This window comes from Leptolyngbya subtilissima AS-A7, assembly GCF_039962255.1.
In the GTDB taxonomy this organism is placed as follows: domain Bacteria; phylum Cyanobacteriota; class Cyanobacteriia; order Phormidesmidales; family Phormidesmidaceae; genus Nodosilinea.
Map to the genome: position 1 here is coordinate 566,109 of NZ_JAMPKY010000001.1, position 22,679 is coordinate 588,787.

18 protein-coding genes are annotated in these 22,679 nt (G+C 47.4%); 15 read left to right on the forward strand and 3 right to left on the reverse strand.

Annotated elements, in window-relative coordinates; all coding sequences use genetic code 11:
* The first annotated feature begins 371 nt into the window (after positions 1 to 371).
* Positions 372 to 1,004, forward strand: a complete 633-nt coding sequence (locus tag NC979_RS02615; RefSeq protein ID WP_190523464.1) for a PTPA-CTERM sorting domain-containing protein — start codon at positions 372 to 374, stop codon at positions 1,002 to 1,004.
* 421 nt (positions 1,005 to 1,425) lie between these two features.
* On the opposite strand, the gene NC979_RS02620 is transcribed toward NC979_RS02615, so the two are convergent.
* The 3 genes from NC979_RS02620 to NC979_RS02630 form a co-directional block, all read right to left on the reverse strand.
* Positions 1,426 to 2,079, reverse strand: coding sequence for a PTPA-CTERM sorting domain-containing protein (locus NC979_RS02620; RefSeq protein ID WP_190523466.1), 654 nt, complete (start codon positions 2,077 to 2,079; stop codon positions 1,426 to 1,428).
* A 268-nt stretch (positions 2,080 to 2,347) separates the two neighbouring features.
* Positions 2,348 to 4,534, reverse strand: coding sequence for a GumC family protein (locus NC979_RS02625; protein ID WP_190523468.1), 2,187 nt, complete (start codon positions 4,532 to 4,534; stop codon positions 2,348 to 2,350).
* Positions 4,535 to 4,642: 108 nt separating this feature from the next.
* Positions 4,643 to 6,115 (reverse strand): SLBB domain-containing protein, encoded by a 1,473-nt coding sequence (locus NC979_RS02630; protein ID WP_348253520.1) that lies wholly within the window; start codon positions 6,113 to 6,115, stop codon positions 4,643 to 4,645.
* A 694-nt stretch (positions 6,116 to 6,809) separates the two neighbouring features.
* Here NC979_RS02630 and NC979_RS02635 point away from each other — a divergent pair.
* From NC979_RS02635 to NC979_RS02700, 14 genes are all read left to right on the forward strand, one after another.
* Positions 6,810 to 7,637, forward strand: coding sequence for a WecB/TagA/CpsF family glycosyltransferase (locus NC979_RS02635; protein WP_190523472.1), 828 nt, complete (start codon positions 6,810 to 6,812; stop codon positions 7,635 to 7,637).
* Positions 7,638 to 7,779: 142 nt separating this feature from the next.
* Positions 7,780 to 8,205 (forward strand): hypothetical protein, encoded by a 426-nt coding sequence (locus NC979_RS02640; protein WP_199309006.1) that lies wholly within the window; start codon positions 7,780 to 7,782, stop codon positions 8,203 to 8,205.
* Between the two features lie 66 nt (positions 8,206 to 8,271).
* Complete coding sequence (gene gmd / locus NC979_RS02645; protein WP_190523474.1) at positions 8,272 to 9,357, forward strand: GDP-mannose 4,6-dehydratase; 1,086 nt, start codon at positions 8,272 to 8,274, stop codon at positions 9,355 to 9,357.
* A gap of 247 nt (positions 9,358 to 9,604) precedes the next feature.
* Positions 9,605 to 11,386 (forward strand): hypothetical protein, encoded by a 1,782-nt coding sequence (locus tag NC979_RS02650; protein ID WP_190523476.1) that lies wholly within the window; start codon positions 9,605 to 9,607, stop codon positions 11,384 to 11,386.
* 201 nt (positions 11,387 to 11,587) lie between these two features.
* A complete protein-coding gene (locus NC979_RS02655; protein ID WP_190523478.1) occupies positions 11,588 to 12,286 on the forward strand; it encodes a sugar transferase in 699 nt (232 codons plus the stop codon).
* Positions 12,287 to 12,625: 339 nt separating this feature from the next.
* Positions 12,626 to 12,967: a hypothetical protein gene (locus tag NC979_RS02660; protein ID WP_190523481.1), complete on the forward strand. Its 342-nt coding sequence runs from the start codon at positions 12,626 to 12,628 to the stop codon at positions 12,965 to 12,967.
* Between the two features lie 257 nt (positions 12,968 to 13,224).
* Complete coding sequence (locus tag NC979_RS02665) at positions 13,225 to 14,676, forward strand: lipopolysaccharide biosynthesis protein (protein WP_206755279.1); 1,452 nt, start codon at positions 13,225 to 13,227, stop codon at positions 14,674 to 14,676.
* A 101-nt stretch (positions 14,677 to 14,777) separates the two neighbouring features.
* Positions 14,778 to 15,851 carry a nitroreductase family protein gene (locus NC979_RS02670; protein WP_199309007.1) on the forward strand — a complete coding sequence of 358 codons (1,074 nt, stop codon included), beginning with the start codon at positions 14,778 to 14,780 and terminating at the stop codon, positions 15,849 to 15,851.
* Between the two features lie 107 nt (positions 15,852 to 15,958).
* Positions 15,959 to 17,107, forward strand: coding sequence for a polysaccharide pyruvyl transferase family protein (locus tag NC979_RS02675; RefSeq protein WP_190523485.1), 1,149 nt, complete (start codon positions 15,959 to 15,961; stop codon positions 17,105 to 17,107).
* 35 nt (positions 17,108 to 17,142) lie between these two features.
* Positions 17,143 to 18,129, forward strand: a complete 987-nt coding sequence (locus NC979_RS02680) for a glycosyltransferase family 2 protein (protein ID WP_255524870.1) — start codon at positions 17,143 to 17,145, stop codon at positions 18,127 to 18,129.
* Between the two features lie 33 nt (positions 18,130 to 18,162).
* Positions 18,163 to 19,074 carry a glycosyltransferase family 2 protein gene (locus NC979_RS02685; RefSeq protein WP_190523489.1) on the forward strand — a complete coding sequence of 304 codons (912 nt, stop codon included), beginning with the start codon at positions 18,163 to 18,165 and terminating at the stop codon, positions 19,072 to 19,074.
* 39 nt (positions 19,075 to 19,113) lie between these two features.
* Positions 19,114 to 20,223 (forward strand): glycosyltransferase family 2 protein, encoded by a 1,110-nt coding sequence (locus tag NC979_RS02690; protein ID WP_190523492.1) that lies wholly within the window; start codon positions 19,114 to 19,116, stop codon positions 20,221 to 20,223.
* A gap of 60 nt (positions 20,224 to 20,283) precedes the next feature.
* The gene (locus tag NC979_RS02695) at positions 20,284 to 21,555 is read left to right on the forward strand and encodes a glycosyltransferase family 4 protein (protein WP_190523494.1); all 1,272 of its coding nucleotides are present in this window, start codon (positions 20,284 to 20,286) and stop codon (positions 21,553 to 21,555) included.
* 3 nt (positions 21,556 to 21,558) lie between these two features.
* Positions 21,559 to 22,677 (forward strand): glycosyltransferase family 4 protein, encoded by a 1,119-nt coding sequence (locus tag NC979_RS02700; RefSeq protein ID WP_190523496.1) that lies wholly within the window; start codon positions 21,559 to 21,561, stop codon positions 22,675 to 22,677.
* Positions 22,678 to 22,679 lie beyond the last annotated feature (2 nt).

Here is a 22,679-nt window from a genome sequence, read left to right on the forward strand (position 1 = left end):
GGCTTAGACGCAAAAGAGAAATTTAAGTTTCTTGACCAGAGAAAATTCTAGGTAAATCGCCCTAATCAATAACTATGCTTAAAGCTGAGATAAATCAGCACTGGCTGGGGAGCTATTTAGGCTTAACGCAACTCTATATCTCTAGGTAAAGCAAAAACACGTTTAGAATTGCACCCTGTGCCTAAGCCTGTTTTGCAGAATACATCTACCGAGTTTATGCGCGGCTCGCACGTCATCAGGCGATCGCGATTGAGGAATCAGGGATAACTTCTACCGCAAGTGCACTACTAACTACTGGCTTAACCGCAAATTTTGTTTTTAAGCCTTACACAAGTTGGTATTCATCCACACCTACAAGGTAGATCCAGATTATGAGTTTTAAAACTTTTGGCTTAGGCCTAAGTGCCGCTGCTGCCTTTTCCGCAGTAGCTGTTTTAGAGGCTCCAGTTCAAGCAGCAAGCATTGCAAACCAAACCCTGAGCTTTACCGGCTCAGCCCGCCTAGAAACCCCAGACGCTGTCAGTAGCTTGCTTAACTTCTCAAGCTTTAGCAACACAACCGCGGGAACTGTAACACTCGCAGACGCCAGTGCTGATGTTTTTGGCGCTGCGGGTTCATCTTTTAGCCTAGGAGATTTAGAGCTGACAAAAACTACCGCCACCACCTGGGAACTGACCTCTGGCCCCACCACCAACTGGCTGACGGGATTGGCCGACGGCATTGGCTTTACCCTTGAGCAGTTTGTGCTTGAGCAAGTCTCTGTAACCGCTGGGCCTGCTACTATACCCCTTTACGTAGCCTTTGTTTCGGGCTTCTTTACGCCGTCTGGCCTAGCTGGCAGTGGTGCACTAACCGCTCAAGGCAGCCTGGTGTTCGATAGTGGTTCGTCGTTCTCGGCGGACATTACCGCAGTGCCAACTCCGGCATTGTTGCCTGGGTTAGTTGGTCTGGGTGCTATGGCACTCCGTAAGCGATCGCAAGACAGCGTTGAGGAAGAAGCTTAATATAAGTGATTCCCTTGCTTCACGCTTGAGAAGCTAGTTGATAATGCTCTGGAATTTAATTCCAGAGCTTTTTTGTGAGTAAAGCAGAGTAAAAAGCCCGGCTTTAAAACCGTACCAATTTTTATGGATGCTTGTAGTTTTCTGCAATGCTGGAGGATAGGGCAGAGAAACTAAAATTTGTAGCATTAGTATCAGGGTTGTATTATTAAATTGGTCGGCATGAATATTTAAACACAGCAGAGCACATCAAGGTTCTAGTGCCTACTTACAATATTTCTACACAAACCTTAGGATAAAGTCGTTCCGTTAACAACCGACACTGCAAATAAAAAGTCGCCTGTGAAGGCGACTTTTGTTAAAAGCTACTGACTAGACAGCAGCGGAAGAGCTGACCTCTAGAACAATATCCAACGCACTAAAACTAGGCGTTTTCTTCGGCTTCCTCCCTTCTGCGGCGCAATGCCGCAACGCCCATACCAATTATGCCAGGCAGTAGTGCTGGGGTTGGTACTGCCGTTATAGAGAGGGAATAGCTACTAGGGTTAACGGAGTTGAGCTGAGAAGTAAATAACCCTCTAGCTGCGATTGAGTCAGATCCACTAACAAAAATCCCTGCTAGATCTGCAGAGCCAGTAGAGCTATTCCAGACAAAAGATGTGAGATTAAAATTCACGTTTGAGAAAGGAGCGCTGCCAAGGTTAACTCCAGTGATGAAATTGGCAATCGGTCCACTAATTGTAAACAGGTTAGGGCCGCTAGCAACTAGCACCAAATCCTGAATACGCGGCAAGGGTGGGATAAGGCTAGTAATGTTTGAATTTGTGAAACTACCCGTGCTAGCAGAAACACCAGTAAATTGCCCACTAGTGTTGCCAGTAAAGGGATTGGTAAAACTGAAAAAATCTAGGTTGTTACCAACACGCTTAACTCCTCCCCCAATGATATCTGTATTGCTTAAATTGAGAGTGCTACCGCCAACGATAGTAGCCGCTTCAGCAGGGGCTGAGACTACCATTGTTCCTGTGATCACTGTGCCTGCGATCGCAGTGCTTGATATAAACGCTTTAAATGACATAGTTTGAAACCTACCTAAATTTGCTGAAACCGGGGCTAATCTTTCAGGCCTAATCTTTAGAAATAGCTAACCAGGGTTTGGTCAGCGTCAGAATAGGTGCACCACAGGTAGATTAGACAGCAAATGCACGGAATGCTTTCAGAATCAATCCTCTCTGTTATAAGCAATTTCACTAGGTAAGGACAGAGTTACCTAGGAAGCTTTATAGATTCCACAAACTTGGCTAGCAAGTATTTCTATACGATGTCAAGCCTTCACAGGATACGGCTTAGACAGGTAGCAGAGCTAGCTTAGTTGCGGCCTCTTTGGCAATTAGCCCAATCAAGGGAATCTTAGAGATCCAAAGTTTTTCGAGAGCCTGTTCTAGCTGGGCAGACTTCACTGTGCCCAGGTGTGATACCAGCACCATGCCGCTGCTCTCTGCTGATAGCAGGGCAGCATCAGCATATTCTGCAAAGGGGGGCGAATCATAGATGACCAAATCAAAATAGGATTCGGTCTTGGTGACAAACTGCTTCATCTTTGTCGATGACAACAGGCGGGCCGGGTCGACAGCGGTAGTGCCGGTAGTGAGCACAAACAGGTTGGGTTCGGTGGGCGATCGCTTGATCACATTCTTTAGATCCAGCTCGCCGGCCAAGATGTTCGCAAAGCCCTGCTGGTTCGGCAGATCTAAAAAGTTGTGCAGGTGGGGAAAGCGAAAATCGGCATCGATTAGCAGCACTCGGTTGCCCAGTTCAGCGGCGGCCCAAGCCAAATAAGCGGCGGTGGTTGAGTCAGCCAGTTGGTTATCGGCAGAGCTAATCACCAGCGATCTGAGCGGGCGATCGGCGTCGAGCCGCTGTAGGTTGGCTACCAGCGATCGAAACGCCTCGCGATAGGCGTAGAGATCATCGATGGGCAAGTCTCCCTTTTTAGGCCCTTGGCCATTCAACATCTCATCGACGACCTGATACAGCGACATCAAATGCTGCTCGTCATAACCCCGTTCAACGGCTCCATTGTGGGGAATCATCCCCAAAATCGGTACTGGCGTAACCCGCTTAAGATCGCGGGCGGTGTAGAGCACATCTTTTTGAGAATCGAGGGCGAGTGCCAAACCGACCCCGAGCAGCAGTCCAAGTAACCCCCCTAGCACCAAATTGTTTGATAGATTAGCAACGTCGGTTGCCACCGTAGCAGGAGTAATCAGCTCCCAAGGTAGCTCGCGCTGAGCCGCTTCAATTTGAAGGGTTTCGCGGCGCTGGAGCAGCTGGCTTAGGCTAGCGTTAGCAATGGCCAACTCTCGATCTAGATCAGTAAACTCGCGGGTTACCCCAGCCAGCTGACCTACGTCTACGTTGAGGTCGGCCAGTGTAGACGAGAGGGCCGCCTCTCGGGCCGCCAGTACGTTAATTTGGCCCATTAGCTCTTGCTGGGCATTAGCCCCCTCGCGAGCCATGAGTGCCAGCAGATTTTGGCGCTGCTCTTGTAGCACCTGCATATCGTCGCTGGTGCTGAGAAAGATTGTAGAAGCCTGGGCAATTTCGCTATCTAGGGCTAGTAGTTGCTCTACTAGAGCCTGATAACGGCTGTTGCTGCTGAGCACCGACGATACCGAGACATCCTGGGGTCGCTCGGTTAGCTGGCGTTCTAGCTCTTCGTAACGGGTCATGTTTTCTTCTAGCTCAACTAGCACTGCCCGATATTCGTTTTCAAAGGCAGCGATTTGCTCAGATAACTTGTCACCCTCAGCATCGGGAGTGATTAAATTCGAGCCCTGGCGCAGACTTTGCAGGTTGCCCTGGAGCTCATTCACCCGTTTGCGAGCATCGGGTATTTTATCGTCTAAGAATTTAAGCCCCTGCTGTAGGTCGCGCTGACGCGAAGCCAGCCCATAATTTAGAAACGTTTGGGCAATTAAATTGGCTACATACTCCACATCTTGAGACGACGCCCCACGGTACGTTGCCCAAAAAATTCTTGATTCTTTCGTGAGCTGAAGACTTAGTCGACTTTCAATTTGGCTATAACAACTTCTATTCAACTCTTCTTCAGATAGGCCAGTTGAGGCCGCTTGGCCTGGAGGCACACAGCCTTCTAAGCCCTTAGCGCGTAGATCGGCCACCACCGGTTGCAGTACCCCAGGGCTGGTTAAAATTTTGGTTTGGTCAGCTAGGGTCAGCTCTGTCGCCTCCTGCTGATTCACAGGCACTTCAGACAGTGAGGAGATGACCTCAGTCTCAGCACTTTGGGGCTGGATTAAAATCTCAAAGGCGGCAGAGTAAGACGGCGGGCTAAGGTAGGCCCGCAGACCCGCGGCCCCGGTCAGGGCAGCGGTTATGCCAGCAATTAAGAGCAGTCTGCGCCTGATGGTAGATAGCAAGCTGCCCAGATCTAGCCCACCTTCTGAGCCAGAGTCAGCCCCCGCAGCTATAGGGAGCGTGGGCGAAGGTTGGAGATTGTGAGCTTTCATCCCTGATTCCTAGATAAATAGTAGTGTAGGCGGTGAAGGGTTACTCCGGTAGCCAAACGTGCGCTCCGTGTTGAGCAAAGGGTAGAATGAGTCTTTGCTTCGATAGCCTTAGTCAAATAAGTTGAGGAAACGGAAGGGCGCAGACAAGATATTGAGGAAGTTGGCGAGCGGGTTGGCTACGCTGCCCAAATTGTCTGAAAATGCGGCTAATCCCGATCGCCCGACGACAATAATGTCGTTGTTTTGCAGAGCAGGGTTGTCGGCGTCGCTAATGCCCTGGGCGAAGTCGATGTTAATTTCTCGCTGGGTGACGGTGCCGTCTGGATTGAGTCGCACTAGCCCCACTGTAGTTGCTCTGGCTCGGGTGTTAAAGCCGCCAGCGGCCAAAATACCCTGGTTGAGGGGTGTATTGGGGGGTACCTCTACTAGCCCAGCATTGCGAACCTCGCCCACCACATTAATCCGAATTGTATCTGGCGCAAAGCTAGATTCGGCCAGGCGCGACGATTCTGCTGCGCCTACCGCTGCTGTCGCGGTGGGAATAAACACCGTATCACCGTCCTGCAGCAGGGCATTTTGCTGGGTGGCCCCCACCTCTAGCAGGCTCCACAGGTCAACATTAAAGGTCTGCTCGCCTCCACTACGAGTCAGACGACGCACCTGCACTTGGCGAATGTTGGCCATCGGCTTAATGCCCCCAGCAATTTGAATAGCATCGGTTATCTTTTGGGCCGTGCCCCCTGCCCTGCTTCCGCCTTCTCCCCCCGGTATGCCTGCATCGCCAGTGCGTGTGACGCCTCCCTGAAGGGTATATGGCCCAGGGCGAAAAACTTCGCCAATTACCGCAATGTTGATCGGTGAGCTAGTAGAGGGAGCAATGCCGGCCTCAGCTAACAACTGGGCTTCTTCGAGGGGTACCAGGGTAGAAGGAATAAAGATGCTGTCGCCATCGCGTAGGGTAATGTCTTGGTTCACGTTGCCACTACTGACCAAGTCCCATAGGTTGACGCTAAACATTTGGGGCTGACCATTGCGAAGCCGCTGCACCTGTACCTCTCGCAGGTTGGCGCTACGGGTAATGCCCCCAGCCTGAGTGAGCAACTGAGTCAGCTTTGGAAAGGTGGTGCCTTCATTGCTTAGGGTATAAGAGCCGGGCCGGTTTATTTCGCCGGCAACACCAACTACTAGAGGGCGGCGGGACAGCAGGTTGAGGGTAACCCCAGGACGCCGTAAGTACTGATTGTAGCGAGCCGTAATCCGCTCTCTCGCAGAGTCTAGGGTAAGGCCTAGTACATTGACATCGCCCACTACAGGCAGAGTGAGAGTGCCGTCGACCTGCACTTCAAACTCGCCGCTGTACTGGGGCAGTTGAAAGAGGGACAGCTGCACGCGATCGCCCGCGCCCAGCGTATAGGGTCTCTCAGGCTGCTGGGGCAGCGGTGCTGCTGGGGGCGATGGCCGATAGGGCTGACTAGAAGTTTGGGATAACGGAACTGTGGTTGGGGTAGGACCCGCAGTGCTGCCCGACATGGTTTGAGCCTTGCCCTCGCTGCATAAAAGCAGAGTCAGGGTACCGGCCAAAAAGAGGGGTATTTGAACTAAGGATACACGTTCGAAGGTGATGAACCAAAAGCCCATGTTATACCTCACAGGATTACCATCATGCTCTGCGGCCTAATTTATCTACTTAGCGCATCTGTTATTGATCCGGGCAGATGGGGGAATATCAGGTAAATTACTGAGCGGTTCATATAATTTTGGTGAACGGAGGATAAATGCGAAGATCGCTTAAATAAAGCTTAGTATTTCTACGCATACACAAGTAGTGTGCCAAACTCTGTCTTAAGTTGCTACGGTTCAGCGGTATTCAATTTAAAGGCATGAGAGTAGCGTCCCTCCAGTGTTATCTTTCATACCTGAGATAGATGTTTATATCTATTAGTTCTGCTCTTTTTAGGTGGGCACTGGCCTAAATTCGGAGTTGAGGCCTACTCAAGCGCGTGCTCTTAATTGGCTTAACAGGCCTGAGGACAGACGTTTGAAAGCTAAAGTTCCTGAATGCAGGTCTGTAGCTGCCATAGAGCGAACTCGGTATAAACTAAGGACTCGTCCAGTGAACTTTAATAGAGTAATTTTCGTCACTTGCCAGTGTGAGGCGGCTAAGGGCGGTGCCATAACTGACTTTTAGCTTTAGCTTCAACCTTTGTCGTAAGGCTTACGAAAAAATTCCCCTGGGACATCTACTGTAGATTTACCCATCAGAGCTTTTAGAACCATGTCAAACAAGTATGGCCTTGCTTGCAAGTCTAGTCTTGCCTGTGAGGATATTCTCGGGTTTTCGATTGCGACCCAGTCGTTTGTCGACCAAATCGAATTGATGATGCACTGGGCTCAGCAACGGCTCAGCCGAGTTATCTGCGTCGCCAATGTTCATATGCTCATGGAAGCCCAATGGGATCCCTCGTTTGCAAGCGTTTTACACAACGCCGACCTGCTAACTCCTGATGGAATGCCCCTGGTATGGACCCTGAATTTGATTCGCAAAAGCCGTCACGATCGTGTGGCCGGAATGGATATCTTGTTAGAGACTTGTCGTCAGGCCTCAGCCTTAGGCGTAGGAGTCTATTTCATTGGCAGTGATGCCGATACCCTGGGCAAAATGCGGCAGCAGCTAAAACAAGATTTTCCAAATCTGGTGATTGCAGGCATGCACCCCCTGCCCTTTCGCCCGTTAACCCCAGAAGAAGACCGCCAGGTGGTAGAGCATATTAATCAAAGCCAGGCAGGTTTTCTGTTTGTGTCTTTGGGCTGCCCTAAGCAGGAACTATGGATGCACCAGCATCGACATAAGGTTAAGGCTGTGATGGTGGGCCTGGGCGGTGTGTTCCCGATCTATGCGGGTCTGCGCAAACATGCCCCAGAATGGGTACGCACCTCGGGGCTAGAGTGGCTGTATCGGCTGGTGCAGGAGCCAGGACGGCTATGGAAGCGGTATGGAACGACCATTCCACCGTTTGTGTATCTGTCGGTTAAGCAGGTGATTACGACGAGGGTTAGCCGACGGCTAAATCGCATGTTTGGCGATCGCATTTCCCAAGTTTAACCCGAAGTTGTCCTCGGGATGCCGCTTTCTTGGGATATCAACTTGGGGCGGAGACGCGTTATTTGGTAGCAGCGCATTTGATTATTTTCCTGAAAGTCGTACCTGTTGACCAGATGATCTTCCTACAGCTAAGGATGTAACCATGGTGCAGCCACGACGCAACCGCAACCGGTCTAGGCGACGGGCCATTTATTGCCCCAGCCACAGTTGTTATTTAGATAGTGTGAGTCAAAAATATCCCCTCCACACCACAAAGCCTGAACATTTACAGCAGCGGGGCATGGGCCGCAAGCAAGCCCTCACAGTAGTGGCAGAGTTGGGTACTGTGCCCCTGCAAGGAGAGTGGCTAGAGGCATTTTGGTGCGACCACTGCCAGCAAACTCAGTGGTACCACGTGCGCAAAACGGCGGCCAATGGCTATGCGCTTAGTTTGGCTCCTGAGGATCTCTGGCTACGGGCTTCGGGGGTGATTTTTCCGGCGGGAAACCCGACGGTGGGAGAGTTTACTCGCCGGGTAGCCCAGCAAACGAGGTTTAACGGAGTGAAAGATTTTTGCCGGATTGGGTGATAGAGCTGTGAATGTTTGACCTGTAGGATTGTTTCAGTTTCGTTGTTTGTTCATTAAGTGGTCTCTATGACTATTACTAAAAAAGCTCTCATCACGGGTATTACCGGACAAGATGGCTCTTATTTAAGCGAGCTGCTATTAGAAAAAGGCTATGAGGTGCACGGCATTATTCGCCGCACCTCTACTATTAACACCGATCGCATTGATCACCTCTACGAAGACCCCCACAGCGATTCGGCTCGACTATTTTTGCACTACGGCGATCTCACCGATGGCACCACCCTGCGGCGCATTCTTGAAGAAGTGCAGCCCATAGAGATTTACAACTTGGGGGCACAGTCCCACGTGCGGGTGAGTTTCGACTCACCTGAATACACCGTTGACGCAGTAGGCATGGGCACGCTGCGCCTGCTCGAAGCCATTCGCGACTACCGCCAGCGCACCGGCATTGAGGTCCGCTACTACCAAGCGGGCTCTTCGGAAATGTACGGCAAAGTGCAAGATGTGCCCCAGAGCGAAACCACCCCGTTCTATCCCCGCAGCCCTTACGCCTGTGCCAAGGTTTATGCCCACTGGCAAACGCTCAATCACCGTGAATCGTACGGTATGTTTGCCTGCAATGGCATTTTGTTTAACCATGAGTCACCCCGCCGGGGCGAAACCTTTGTCACCCGCAAAATTACCCGCGCCGTGGCCCGCATTGTCGCTGGGCAGCAGAGCAAAATCTATATGGGCAACCTCGATGCTAAGCGCGACTGGGGCTATGCCAAAGACTATGTCAAAGCCATGTGGCTCATGTTGCAACAAGAAGAGCCCGATGACTACGTCATCGCTACAGGCGAAACCTACTCGGTGCGCGAATTTTTAGACATTGCCTTTGGCCATGTCAACCTCGATTGGCAAGACTATGTGGCCTTCGATGAGCGCTACCTACGCCCTGCCGAAGTAGAACTACTGATTGGTAACCCTGCTAAGGCCAAAGCAAAACTAGGGTGGGAACCAACCGTCACCTTTGAAGAGTTAGTACACCTCATGGTCGAAGCTGATCTACAAGCCCTAGGCCTGGTCACGCTCAACGGCAATGCGGCCACCAGCGTGCTAGATCGAGCCACCCTGCGGGCTGGCAGTGGAGAAAGAGTGGTCGTTGGGTAGAGTGCGTTTTGTTCTCTTTTCCCCATCTCAAATCACCGCTTGAAATCAAGGGTTTGTAGGAATTAAGGCTGGGTGATTCTTCTGGAGCTTTTTGGTTAGAGAAAATTAAGCATAGGTTAGAGAATACGGCCGATAGTGCTCAATGCTAGCTAGCGTCACATTGAGTGCTATCGGCCAATTTAGAGCAGAAAATCTGGCCTTAAAGAGCCTTTTTAGCTGCCAAAAGTCTTGATACTAAGGTTTAGGTATGGCTCACCTTAAGCAGGTTACTTCCTTCCTAAATGGAGGAAACACTAAGGTATTTAAAGCTGTACTCATTACAGCCTTCCTAGTAACGCTGGTCAGACTGTTTGGGCCTCTGCTAGTTAGCTGGGATCTCAGTATTCAGCTAGAAGCTGCTCATCGCCTGGCTCAAGGCTTAGGTATAACAAACGCGTTTTCTCCACAACTAGACCTGAGTCAGCCTCCGATCTCAGAAACTTTAATTCATTTTCCCCCTGGGATTTCGGTTTTAGTAGCAGTCTTTCTCTATCTCGGCTTCTCTCTTGCTGTTTCTCTTAAAATAATCTATACCTTGACAACAGTCATTGGTTGGGTTGCCTGGGCTGCGATCGCTTCCCACTGCCTCAAAATTCCAATGAAAGTTGGAAAGCAAACGCTACCTACCAATTTAATTGTTGCAGTCATACTGCCCCTGATTTATACGCCATCTTGGACAATTCAAGGAACAGATATTTTTCTATGGGCAGGCATACCGGTGGTAACACTGTTGCTGCTTTATGTTTTGAGAAGTTCCTTTTCTCTCGGCTCTACTGTTTTACTAGGCCTAACCATAGGTCTCCTGGTTTCCTTTCGCTACGCCAGTGGCTTTCTGCTGATAGCAACTTTTTTTATAATAGTTTATAAGTTCTTTCCTAAAATAAGGTCTATATTTGTCTTTTATAGCTCATTTATACTATCTTTTTTAATCACAACTTTCCCAATCTTTCTTTTCAATAATCAGGAAAGGGCTCAATCTAGCGAAAACTCCTTTGAAAAATTGATTTATGATCATGGATCAAAAAATGTAAGTGAAAGTAATATTAGTTGGATTTTGGAGTCACTAGACAAAGTTTTCTCTAGCTTTTCCAGCTTGTTTTTTTTGACTGGAATTGATCCGCGCAGAATCCAAGATTTTCTAGTATCTCAAGCATTGCTAAATAGTATTGTTGGTTTATCTTTCTTGCTCTTATTTTGCTTTTTGCCTGTTTTGTTGATCTGCCACAAGCGCTTGGCTCATCAGCGCAGAGGCAATATTGATAGCTCTATAACAGATATCTCTATTTTACTTTCTTGCGTAATCGTTTCCTTTATCGTGTTTTCGGCCGCGATTACGCCCGTAATAGCGTATAGCCCTCTTATAATCGAAAGATACTATTATCCTCTGAAGTCATGCTTAATTTTGATAGCCTATGGCATCACAACTATTCCCGGGTTTTCTCGATTTTGCAAGAGAATAGCAAAAGCATTTATTATTGTTTTTGTGCTATTTAATGTTTTTGCTTTGGCCTACTACAGTTACGCTTATGGTAGTAAGTCTCTAGTAACATTGCCTTTTGGGTTAGAGCCGAGCACAAACTTTAATGTTCATTACCCTAGCAACAAAATAGTTACTGAGCGTGAGGAAACCTTGCGGTTCTTAGTTGAGCTGGAGGAACAAAACCCAGACGCCCTATTTTTTGCTCAGCACTACCCAAGGTACATGGGCTATCTCAATTTTAAGCATCCTATAAAAATTCGACGGATACCTGATCAACTGTTTTGGGAGAATGCTTACTTGAGCGAGCCCACTAGAGTTTTTTGGGTTATTGAAGGAGATTGCCCTTCAATTTGTGCTTCTTCTGGGTTTTTTAATTCTGATAGTGATGTACAGGCTATTCCAGCTCTTGAATCTTTGCCCAATCTTAAAAAGATCTTTTCTAGTGAAAAGAATAGAACAAAGGTAATGGTTACCGATCTGTCGGCAGGTTATCGTTTTTCAAGTTTATAGAAATTGGCAAATTTATAGCTAGAATGTAGCAGTCAAACGGTTACCCAAAGTCGCTTTAAAGAGCCTAGTGACATCTGTCTTGTGTTGAAACTTCTAGACCATTAGAGCGTCGATATAGTTATCTACTGCATCTATGGGCCAGTTGAATAACGCACCAAATTGAAATCTGGCCTCCGCGTACTTTCAACCTTTGACAGCCCTATGTTTTTTCAATTAAGTTCGCTTTTGAACCCTAAAGGGTCTGATCTTCAAGCCGGCATAACAATTCCAGAAAGCGTTGCTAGGATGCCTATTCACCCATCAGCAACATCATTCTTTAAGCGGTGTCTTGACTTAGTAGGGGGGGGGATTGGGATACTGATAACGTTGATTTTGCTAATTCCCATTGCTATCGCAATTCAGCTCGATAATCCGGGTCCTGTTTTCTATAGCCAAACCCGCTGTGGTTATCGGGGAAAACCCTTTCGCATTTGGAAGTTTCGATCTATGGTAGCCAATGCGGATGAGTTGAAACACTTAGTAGAAAACCAAGCACAGGGGTTCATCTTCAAAAATGACAACGACCCTCGCATTACCCGGGTGGGCAAGTTTTTACGCCGCACTAGCTTAGACGAATTTCCTCAGTTTTGGAATGTGCTAAAGGGAGATATGAGCTTAGTAGGCACGCGACCTCCTACTGTAGCGGAGGTGAGCCAGTACGAAGCTCATCACTGGCAACGGTTGAATGTCAAGCCTGGATTGACCGGCAAGTGGCAGGCCCAGGGACGCTCTTCAATAAAAGACTTTGAAACAATTGTTAGAATGGACCTTGATTATCAGATGCAGTGGTCTTTAAAGCAAGATGCGCGTTTGATATTGAAAACCATTGAAGCGGTGGTGTTTAGCCGAGGAGCCTGCTGAGTAGGAGCCTAAAATTTTTTGAGTGAGAGCGTATATCAAATCTAGTTGAGGGTAACGTCAAACCGAGCTTAGCTACTGCTCCGGATAGCTTTGAATATCTTTGATATATTTTGATTGAGCCTTAAACCTTGAAAAAAGTAATCAGAGATGCAAGCAGTATCCGGAAGGATAGTTTAGTCTTGTAAAGGAAGATAACAATCTTAAACCAGACCTTGCCTGCAGAGGGGCTTTGACGGTCGTCTTAGATCTCAGTCCCTTTACCCTGTTCTTGAACGCCTAGGAGCGATCGGGCAGTATGCGGGATAGGTGTACCTGCGAGGTGTTCGCTGGTAGTCAGAATTGGCAATTTTAGAAAAGGCTGAGCTGCGGGCCACGTCGATGGTATCAATTGAGCCAGAGCTAGATTTGGGCAATGGGCGAACGCTGGAGATGTATTGGGAAGCTATTAACGCCATGCGGGCTAAGCAGCAAAAGTATAATGCGCTCCTGTCGAATGTAAATAGCTTATATAACGAACTGCTAGCAGAGGAGCGGACTTTGGGCGAGATGTCGGAGCACATGCTGAGCGGAGTAAAGGTGAAGTTTAGCCGCAATAGCCATGAGTATGAAATGGCAGGTGGCGAGCGGCGCTCTGATCGCAAGCGGGCCCAACGGAAAACGGTAGCGGTGCCTTCCACTTAGGCTAGTAAGAAACTGAATATTGAAAGCGTGGTCGCACCCTAAAGGCGACTGCACTTTTTTAGGAATCAAGCAGAAACGGCACTATAAGGATTGTTGGAGTAACAGCCCACACTGCTCCAGTAATGACATGAGCGCTTTATTAGTTAGTGTAATGCACCCATGCAATTGAGTAATGCCGTAGTTAAGCTTAGTGTAGTATCTCAAAACACTTTTAAAACTCATTAATCTTTCTCCTCACTGATAAACAAAGGCACAAGATGAGCTTGCAAAACAAAGTTGTCAAGGGTGTTTTTTGGTCTGCTATAGAAAGTTGGGGAAAACAAGTATTTTCATTTGTTGTCTTTGCTTTACTAGCTCGCCTATTAGAACCAGATGCATTCGGCATTGTAGCTTTAGCAAGTGTTTTTCTAGGTTTTCTACAACTGTTTTTAAATCAGGGAATAGGCCAAGCAATTGTTCAATCTGACAGTTTAGATAAGGCTGATTTAAATACCGCTTTTTGGGCAAACATTTTCTTAAATGGGGTTTTAACTATAATCGGTCTGCTCACTGCTGGTCTCGCAGCCAGCTTTTTTGAGGAGCCTGCATTAATGCCAATAGTACAGGGGTTATCTTTAACATTTGTCTTAAGTGCTTTTGGCAACATACAACAAGCTTTACTAGAAAAAGAGTTGCAATTTAAAGCTCTCGCAATTCGCTCAATTATAGCCACAGTTATTAGTGGAATTGTTGGTATAGCCATGGCCTTTAAGGGTTATGGTGTCTGGAGCTTAGTTGGGCAACAGCTTACTAATAGCCTTTTTCAAGTCATAATTCTTTGGTATTTAAGTGACTGGAGGCCGGGTATTAAACTTTCCCTAAAAAACTCAAACATGTTGATTTCGTTTGGGTTAGGTGAAATTGGGTTTAAATTATTTGATTACTTCAGCCGACGAGGAGATGATGTAGTCATTGGTTATTTTTTGGGCTCCACAGCACTTGGTTATTACACAATAGCTTACAAAATTTTGTTGGTAATGACTCAGATGCTGATCACAGTTACTAGCAAAATAGCGTTACCAGCTTTTTCCAAGATTCAAAAAGACAAGGAACGTTTGAGAAGCTCATTCTACGTGGCAACTCAAATGACTAGCCTGGTTGCAATGCCAGCTTTCTTAGCCGTATCAGTACTTTCAAAAGAATTAATTGAAGTAATTTTTGGTACTCAGTGGTTGCCAAGCGCGCCAGTAATGAGCGTTTTAGCTCTGGTTGGCGTTTTGCAATCCGTATCCTACTTCAATAATTCAGTTATTTTAGCTTTGGGAAAACCCTACTGGAGATTAGGTTTTATAAGTGCTAGTGGAGTGACCAATATATTAGCTTATCTCTTATTTGTCCAGTGGGGAATTTTAGCTATTGCTTCTGCTTACGTTATTCGAGCTTATTTGTTTTCACCTATTCCGTTGATTATGATTAAGAAGCTAATTGACATTAAATTTCTAACCTATTTGAAAAATTTAAGAAGTGCCTTTTTGTTTTCATTAGCAATGGTTGTAGTAATTATTGGAACTAAAGCACTAGTAGCTGATATGGTTTCGGTAAGAATGCTTCTTGGGATCTGTATAGCATCTGGCTCTTTATCATACGCTGGGTTGATTTACATATTTTCACCTGACATACTTCAAAAAATACTTTCAATAACAACTTCAGCAATTCCTAAAAAGACTTAGATTTTGTCAAAATCCTATTTAAGCCTGCAAAGTTTCTTGGTACATAATAAGAAGCTTCCGTAAATTACGAATTGGCAAACCTCAAATAAAGTGTAGGTGAAATGGTCGCATTTATTTCTAAAGCCATGTTTAATGGTACAAAAAGAAATTCATTAAAGGCATCTGCAAAGAGTTTCATCGAGAAGCGCTTGATGCAAATAGCTGTTCGCTCTCGTTTTTTAAGTTCTCTTTATTATTCGGTATTCTCAAAAGAATTTGGAAGGGAAAACCAGGCTTGTATTTACGGCAAGCTTGAATATCAAAAAGGCCTCAGCTCCAATCAGGAAAGCAAGTACCTCTTAAGGAGAAACATCCACCGTATTGAAAAAGGAATTTTAATGCGGCCTAGAAGAAGCGTTTTTGCTTCAGACTACATAGCGGAAACTTTTCAGGCATATAAGAGTTCATTGATAGAGAATAAAAATCCGAAGGATTGCGAGGAGCTAAGATGGGCTCATGACGTACTATCTGAGTATTTTTCAATTGTTGGAACAGAACCTAGCATTGATAGATGTAGGCAGGAATTCTTATCCTTAGCTCTGTTTGAAAAAACAGAACATCCTAAAATTCCTTATGAGAGAGGAGATTCTAGTAGCCCAGTAGTCAACTATGAGGATTTTCTGAAATTATCTATCAAGAGAAGATCCGTTAGATGGTATTTGCAAAAACCAGTCCCAAGAGATTTAGTTGATCAAGCAATTACTATTGCTTCTCTTGCTCCTAGTGCTTGCAATCGGCAACCTTTTGAATTTAGAGTTTTTGATGACCCCAAACTGGTGAAGCAAATCTCGTCTATACCTATGGGAACTAAAGGGTTTTATGAGAACTTCCCAGTCATCATCGTGGTTGTTGGAAAACTTAGAGCTTATTTTAGCGAAAGAGATCGTCATATTATCTATATAGATTCTGCTTTGGCATCAATGGCTTTAATGTATGCTCTAGAGACTTTGGGTTTAGGGTCTTGCCCTATTAACTGGCCAGATATTGAATCAAAGGAGAAACAAATGGTAGATTTGCTCGATTTAGAGCCTGACGAAAGACCTATAATGTTGATTTCTTTAGGTTATCCAGATCCTAGTGGAATGATCGCTTACTCTCAAAAGAAAAACCTAGAGCAAATTAGAAAATACAACTAGAGCACACATCTCAGCGCTTAGTTCTTCTCCATTTAACTCAGTGATGAGCTTTACTTCTAAAGCACATTTCATCACTAAGACTTTCTCTAATATTTAAGGCATTCAAAATGATAGTAGAAATTCGCGGAGTCCAATTTCAAAATAAGGGCGCAGAACTAATGCTGTGCGCAGCTGTTCAGCAATTACATAAGTGGGATAAGAAGAATACTGTTGCTATGAGGGTGAAAATTGGCAGCTATAGCCAGAGAGCACAATATGGAGTGCATCAGCTGCTGTGGTCAGACAAAAAAATTCCTCTGTTAGGCTCTTCAGCAAATACTGTCTTGAATCTAATCCCCAAAAAGACAAAAGCTAGTTTAGGCCTAGTTACTTATCCACAGATTGATGCTGTACTAGATGCTTCTGGCTTTAACTATTCTGATCAGTGGGGTCTAGAAAAAACTATTGTAATGCTGGATCTTGCAAAAAGGCTTAAGAAAGATGGGAAAAAAGTCATACTTTTGCCTCAAGCATTCGGCCCATTCCAAGATCAAGAAATTCGGAAGGCTTTTTCTGAGGTTTTGAGATATAGTGATCTCGTCTTTGCCAGAGATGATATTTCATATAAATATCTTCTTGAAATAAGCAACAGCCCTGAAAATATACGTCAAGCACCTGATTTTACAAACTTATTAAAAGGCATTCAACCTGACAATCTTCCTGAAAATATTCAGAATAGGGTTTGCGTCATTCCCAATACTAGAATGACAGATAAAACTTCTAAAAATGTTAGCAACTCTTATTTTCATTTCTTAGAATCTAGTATAAAGGTAATCAGATCGAGAGGCTTTGAACCATTGATTGTGGTTCACGAGACTTGTGATATCGAGCTGGCATCAGCTTTACAAAACAGTTTTGGTAATTCACTAGAAGTTGTTGTTGAGGAGCATCCTCTTCGGCTGAAAGGGCTTATAGGGTTATCCTATGCAGTTGTAGGTTCAAGGTTTCATGGTCTAATCAATTCCCTATCGCAAGGCGTACCGTGTCTTGCTACAGGGTGGAGCCACAAATATCAAATGTTGATGCAAGACTACGATTGTCCAGAGTGCCTTTTAGAAGATGTTAGCATTGAAGGTTTAGTTGAGGAAAAAATAGAACTTATAACTGCGTCTTCTAGTAGAGAGGCTTTAAAGAGTAAAATTCAGATTGCATCTGTAAAGCAAAAACTGCAATCTACTGTTATGTGGGATGAAGTAAAAAAAGTACTTTGCTGTTAGTTTTCACTTTACTAAGGCTCAAGTTCCCCTAGATTATGAACTCTCCAACTTATAAGGATCCCCTAGTTAGTGTTCTAATTAATAACTATAATTATGAGCGCTTCTTGACTGATTCTATTGATAGTGTTTTGGGCCAGACCTATTCAAATATCGAGATTATTGCTGTAGATGATGGCTCAACAGATGGATCAAGGGAGGTCTTAAAACGGTACAGAGACAAGATAACTTCAGTCTTTAAGGCGAATGGCGGTCAAGCTTCTGCAATGAATGCCGGTTTTTTAGCAAGCAAGGGTACTATCATCTGTCTTCTTGACGCTGACGACTTGTTCCTACCAGAAAAAGTTGCTCAGGTGGTCAGTTTGTTTCAGCTTCACCCCGGCATCGATTGGGTATTTACTGAGTCGGCTCCGGTTGAAACCTCTAACATTGATAGAGAGAGCTTTGAGCCGCTGTTCAATTCGATCAGACAAAGTAATTCTTCAGATACTGTAGAAAGCATTGATTTTAAGGATCAGATTTTGAAAGGCAAGTCACCTAGCTTTACGCCTTCAACGTCGAATTTATGCTTTTCTCGAAAACTACTTGAAGTAATATTTCCATTGCCAGAAATCAAGGGCCTTTCTGGGATGGCAATCACAGATTTATATATTAAAACTTTAGCTGTAGGGTTCTCAAGAGGATGTATAACCAAGCAGAATCTAGGAATTTATAGATTTCACGATAATTATTATAAGAATGTAGATTTAAGCAAGAAAAGAAGACTCTTTGGCGAAATTTATACTACTACAGGGTACTGGATTCAGAAAAACTTTCCAGATTTTGGAGTTATTGGCGAAAAACTGTTGGCAAAAGGATTTGCAACTTACCAGAGCAGCGAGTATTTCCCAGAGACGCCCGAGAATGCTAACTGCGATCGCATGTTTACGACTTACCTAAACTCATTATCGCCTGTGGGCAAAACAAGACTATGGCTAATCTATAGCTACTTTAAGAGCCGACTGCTTTTCAAGCAATTCGTTTAGCACTGCTTTGCTGCCCAACACAAAACTTAAGCCATGGAACCTAAGCCTACTCCCTTTGTTTCCGTCATTATTCCTGTCTTTAACGACAATCGCTATCTTGATATTTGTCTAAGCTCTCTTGCTTCACAGACCTATCCCCCAGAGCACTATGAAGTGATTGTAGTTGACAACAATTCAGATGAAGATGTTCAAATTGTCACTGGAAAATTTAGTTTTGTCACTCTGCTACACGAGCCAGTGCCGGGTTCTTATATTGCTAGAAACCGTGGATTTAAAGCCTCAGTGGGAGATATTATAGCCTTTACTGATGCGGACTGTATTCCAGCAAAAAACTGGATTGAGCAAGGTGTTGCAGCGCTTTGTAGTAAGGAAAATGTTGGTCTAGTCGCTGGCCACATTGATCTGTTTGCTAGAGATAACAACAGACCCAATCCTTTTGAGCTATATGAAACCATTGCGTTAGCGTTTCCTCAAGACCAGTTTCTAGCGAATGACCGCTTTGGGGTAACCGCCAATCTTTTTACCTTTAAGCACGTTCTTAACAGGGTTGGTCTGTTTGATGAGACGCTGAAGTCTGGGGGCGATCGAGATTGGGGTCAGCGTGTTTATGCTGCTGGCTATAATCAAGTTTATGGAGAACAAGCTTGTGTCAAGCACCCAGCAAGGGATAGTTGGGAATCTCTGCGAAAGCGGTCTGTTCGCATAGTAGGAGGGAAATTTGATCTACTTAAATCAAGCGAACCGTCTAATTTAGATCTCCTGAAAGATTTTATTCTATTTCTCAAGCCACCGTTTAGATTTTTTTTGCGGGTGTGGCAAGATGGCAGGCTGAAAAGCTTTCATCAAAAATTCCAATTCACGTTGATAATGCTTCGCCTGCGCTGGGTTGCTATTCAAGAGAGGTTTTTTCTGCAATTTTGCGAGGGAGTATCCAAACGAAGTTAGCTGTTAAATACGTTTAGTTAAAGAAATAGCTCACTAAATATGCAGAAGAATATTGAATCTAGCATTATTATCAATAACTTCAACTACGATCGCTTCCTCTCCCAAGCGATCGATAGCGCCTTGGCACAAACCTATGCCTATGTCGAAGTCATCGTTGTAGACGATGGCTCAACCGATGGCTCGCGCCAGATTATTGAGAGCTATGGTGATCGCATCACTGCTATTTTTCAGGCAAACGGTAAACAGGGAGCTGCTTTCAATAACGGCTTTGCCCACAGCAAAGGCGAGGTGATTATTTTTCTCGATGCCGATGACTACCTATATCCCACAGCGGTGGAGCAGGTTGTGGCGGCCTGGCGATCCAGTCTGTCCAAGGTTCATTATCGTCTCGACGTGATCGATTCGGAGGGGCAGCCTCGAGGTTTCTCTTATCCCCAGGGGAGCGTCCTGAGCCGGGGAGATGTGGCTCCCTATGTGCTTGACCGGGGCACCTATACCGGTGTGCCGACCAGCGGCAATGCCTTAAGCCGTCAGGCTCTAACTAATGTAATGCCTATTCCAGCTGAGTTCTACACGTCCTCCGACGACTATCTTTCGGTGCTGATGCCCCTTTACGGTGACGTCGCTGCGGTAGAAACGCCCTTAGGGGCCTATCGCATTCACACCAGTAACCAGTGGGCGCTGACCGAAGTGACAGGCGATCGCTTTCGTCGCTTTATTCGCCATGATCTGCAACGCTGCGAGCTCATTCAGCGGCATGGCCGTCAGCTGGGCTATGAGGTGCCCGACGATCTGTACATGCGTTTCTTTGGTCGAGCTTGGTCGCGGTTGGCCTCGTTGCGCTTTGACCCTACTCAGCACCCGGTACCCAGCGACCATTCCCTCTGGCTGACCTATCAGGGCATTCGGTCTATCTGGTTGTATTCGGGGTTCAACTGGCAGAAACGCCTCATTTTTAGCCTGTGGTTTCTGTGGGTGGGGTTGTTACCTCGACCATTAGCAAAACCCATGATCATCTGGCTGTTTGCGCCCCAGTTCCGGCCCAAGATGGTGGGGCAAGTGCTGGGTTGGCTTAAGGGTCTGGTCAATCGATCTAACCCACCCCCGCCCGCTAAAGCTGGCTCAGCCAGTGGGGCACCGTTGTCTTGAGTAGTGTGTCTCAAGTATCTACTGAGTTTCTTTCATCGGATTCCTTTATTTAAAGCTGCTATGACTAAATCATTTCGTCTGGGGGTGGTATTTACCCATCCGACCCAGCATCACGCTCCTCTCTGGCGGAAGCTCAATGAGCAGCCAGGGGTTGAGGTTAAGGTGTTTTATCTGTGTAATGAAAATCAGTCGGGAGGCGATCGCGCCCTGGGCAGCAGCGAACCCTGGGATGTGGATTTGCTTAGCGGCTACCCCCACGAGTTTTTGAAAACCTGGACGGGAAAAACCGCTACCGCTACCACTAAGGGGTTGCTGACTCCAGCCCTGGTCAACCGCCTGACTAAAGCCCATGTAGATGCGGTGTTTTTGCCCAGCTTTTATACCCTGTCGTACCGGTTAACGGTGACGCTGTGCAAGCTGCGGGGCATTCCAGTCATTATGCAAAACGATGCCACGGTGATTACCGATAGCGATCAGTCGGGCAGCCGTCGTTTGGCTAAGGCGCTCCTTTACCCCTGGATGTATGGCCTAGCCGATCGCTGGATTAGCAGCGGCGACCACAACGAGATTTACCTGCGCCACTACGGCGTCAATTCCGATATTGTGGTGCGGGGCTGCTACCCGGTCGATCGCGATCGCTGGGAAACCACCATGGCCCAAAATCAGCCGGAAATATTACGCCTGCGCCAGACCCTCTGCTGGGACGACAACACCATTCTCTACGGCTTTTGCGGCAAGTACATTGAGCGCAAAAACCCTTTTGAGTTTATTGAGGCGGTGGCCGAGGCCCATCGGCAAGATCCTCGCGTGCGCGGCATCATGATTGGCGGTGGCGAGCTGGCCCCAGCCATTGACCGGCACCTGGCTACCCTCAATGGCGAAGTGGTGAATGTGGGCTTTGTCAACCAGAGCAAGCTGCCCCTCTACTACGCCGCGCTGGATGTGTTTGTTTCGACCTCTTCGAGCGATCCGCACCCCTTGGTTATCTCCGAAGCCATGGCGGCGGGCACACCGCCGATTTTGAGCGATCGCTGCGGCAACTGGGGCTACCGCGATACCGTGCAGCATCGCTATAACGGGCTGGTTTACCCCTGCGGCGATCGGGTCGCCCTGACCGAGGCGATCGTGGCCCTGACTGATAGCGACACCCGCCAGCGCTACAGCCAGCGATCGCAGGAGGTGTTTGCGGGCCAAGACTTAGACTGCGAGCTGCGCGCCTTTCTCACGACGTTTCAGCAGCTACGGCCTGAGGTCGCCCTGCCTCAGGCGAGGCCCCAGCCGGTGCCCAGCCTGGCGACCCAGGCCAGCGTCCAACCCCAAGCCGAGGGCTAACCTATGCGCGTGGCTGTTGTTCGCCGGGCTCCCGGCGCGTCCTTTAGCATGGATGTCTATGCCAATGGCCTGGTGGCGGGTCTGCGCCAGGTTCGCCCTACCTGGGATATTGTAGAAATCACTCCGAACTTTAAAGAGTATCAGGGGTCGGCCTTGGGGGGGCTGCTCAAGTATGTGCGGCGCTACGGGCAGTTGCCGAGTCAGGTGGCGCGGCAGCAGGGCATCGACTTGTTCCACGTGGTCGACCACAGCGACGGCCACCTTTGCTACGCCCTGGGGCGCACTCCCCACCCGGTCGTGGTTACCTGCCACGACCTGATCAACTACATGCAGCCTGAGAACATTAGCAGCCAGGCCAAGCTGCCCTGGTTGAGCGCTGGGCTGTGGCGCTACGCGGTGCGGGGTATCGCCCAGGCCGACCACATTGTCACGGTGTCTGACCACACTGCCAAGGATGTGATGGCCACCTTTGGGATTGAACCGGCGCGGGTAACGACAGCCTACAACGGGGTTGACCCGGCCTTTTGCCCCCAGCCCCCAGAGCAAACTGCGGCAGCGCGATCGCGCTACGGCCTAGGAACTGAGCGCTTCTGTCTGCTCAATGTCGGCTCTAACCACCCGCGCAAAAACGTGATTGCCCTGCTTCAGGCTCTGGCGCTGCTGCGGCAGCAGGGGATACCTGCCTACTTGATCAAGGCCGGGGCCGATCTGACCGCCGAGCAAAAAATCTACGTGCAGCACCAAAACCTTACGGATTGCATTGTCTATGTCGGTAAACCTAATCAAACTGAATTGGTGGCGCTGTATAACGCCGCCGATGTGCTAGTTGCTCCCTCTCTGTACGAGGGCTTTGGCATCACCCCTCTAGAGGCCATGGCCTGTGGAACTCCAGTGGTGGTGGCTGACGCCACTGCCCTACCCGAGGTGGTGGGCAATGCCGGGCTGAAGGTGCCGCCCCAGGACATTGAAGCGATCGCTGCCGCCCTACGACAGCTCTATGAACAGCCCGAAGTCTATGCTCGCCTGGTCAACGCAGGTCGCGATCGGGCTCAGTCGTTTACCTGGGCTGCCCACGGCGATCGCGTTGCCGCCGTATATGAAACCCTGTTTAACCGGGGCTAACC

Coding starts and splice junctions, on each gene's coding strand:
- NC979_RS02640 (WP_199309006.1), top strand. CDS start 7,780: ATGGTGCAGCCACGACGCAACCGCAACCGGTCTAGGCGACGGGCCATT.
- NC979_RS02650 (WP_190523476.1), top strand. CDS start 9,605: ATGGCTCACCTTAAGCAGGTTACTTCCTTCCTAAATGGAGGAAACACT.
- NC979_RS02620 (WP_190523466.1), bottom strand. CDS start 2,079: ATGTCATTTAAAGCGTTTATATCAAGCACTGCGATCGCAGGCACAGTG.
- NC979_RS02655 (WP_190523478.1), top strand. CDS start 11,588: ATGTTTTTTCAATTAAGTTCGCTTTTGAACCCTAAAGGGTCTGATCTT.
- NC979_RS02635 (WP_190523472.1), top strand. CDS start 6,810: ATGTCAAACAAGTATGGCCTTGCTTGCAAGTCTAGTCTTGCCTGTGAG.
- NC979_RS02695 (WP_190523494.1), top strand. CDS start 20,284: ATGACTAAATCATTTCGTCTGGGGGTGGTATTTACCCATCCGACCCAG.
- gmd (WP_190523474.1), top strand. CDS start 8,272: ATGACTATTACTAAAAAAGCTCTCATCACGGGTATTACCGGACAAGAT.
- NC979_RS02615 (WP_190523464.1), top strand. CDS start 372: ATGAGTTTTAAAACTTTTGGCTTAGGCCTAAGTGCCGCTGCTGCCTTT.
- NC979_RS02665 (WP_206755279.1), top strand. CDS start 13,225: ATGAGCTTGCAAAACAAAGTTGTCAAGGGTGTTTTTTGGTCTGCTATA.
- NC979_RS02680 (WP_255524870.1), top strand. CDS start 17,143: ATGAACTCTCCAACTTATAAGGATCCCCTAGTTAGTGTTCTAATTAAT.
- NC979_RS02625 (WP_190523468.1), bottom strand. CDS start 4,534: ATGAAAGCTCACAATCTCCAACCTTCGCCCACGCTCCCTATAGCTGCG.
- NC979_RS02700 (WP_190523496.1), top strand. CDS start 21,559: ATGCGCGTGGCTGTTGTTCGCCGGGCTCCCGGCGCGTCCTTTAGCATG.
- NC979_RS02690 (WP_190523492.1), top strand. CDS start 19,114: ATGCAGAAGAATATTGAATCTAGCATTATTATCAATAACTTCAACTAC.
- NC979_RS02685 (WP_190523489.1), top strand. CDS start 18,163: ATGGAACCTAAGCCTACTCCCTTTGTTTCCGTCATTATTCCTGTCTTT.
- NC979_RS02675 (WP_190523485.1), top strand. CDS start 15,959: ATGATAGTAGAAATTCGCGGAGTCCAATTTCAAAATAAGGGCGCAGAA.
- NC979_RS02670 (WP_199309007.1), top strand. CDS start 14,778: ATGGTCGCATTTATTTCTAAAGCCATGTTTAATGGTACAAAAAGAAAT.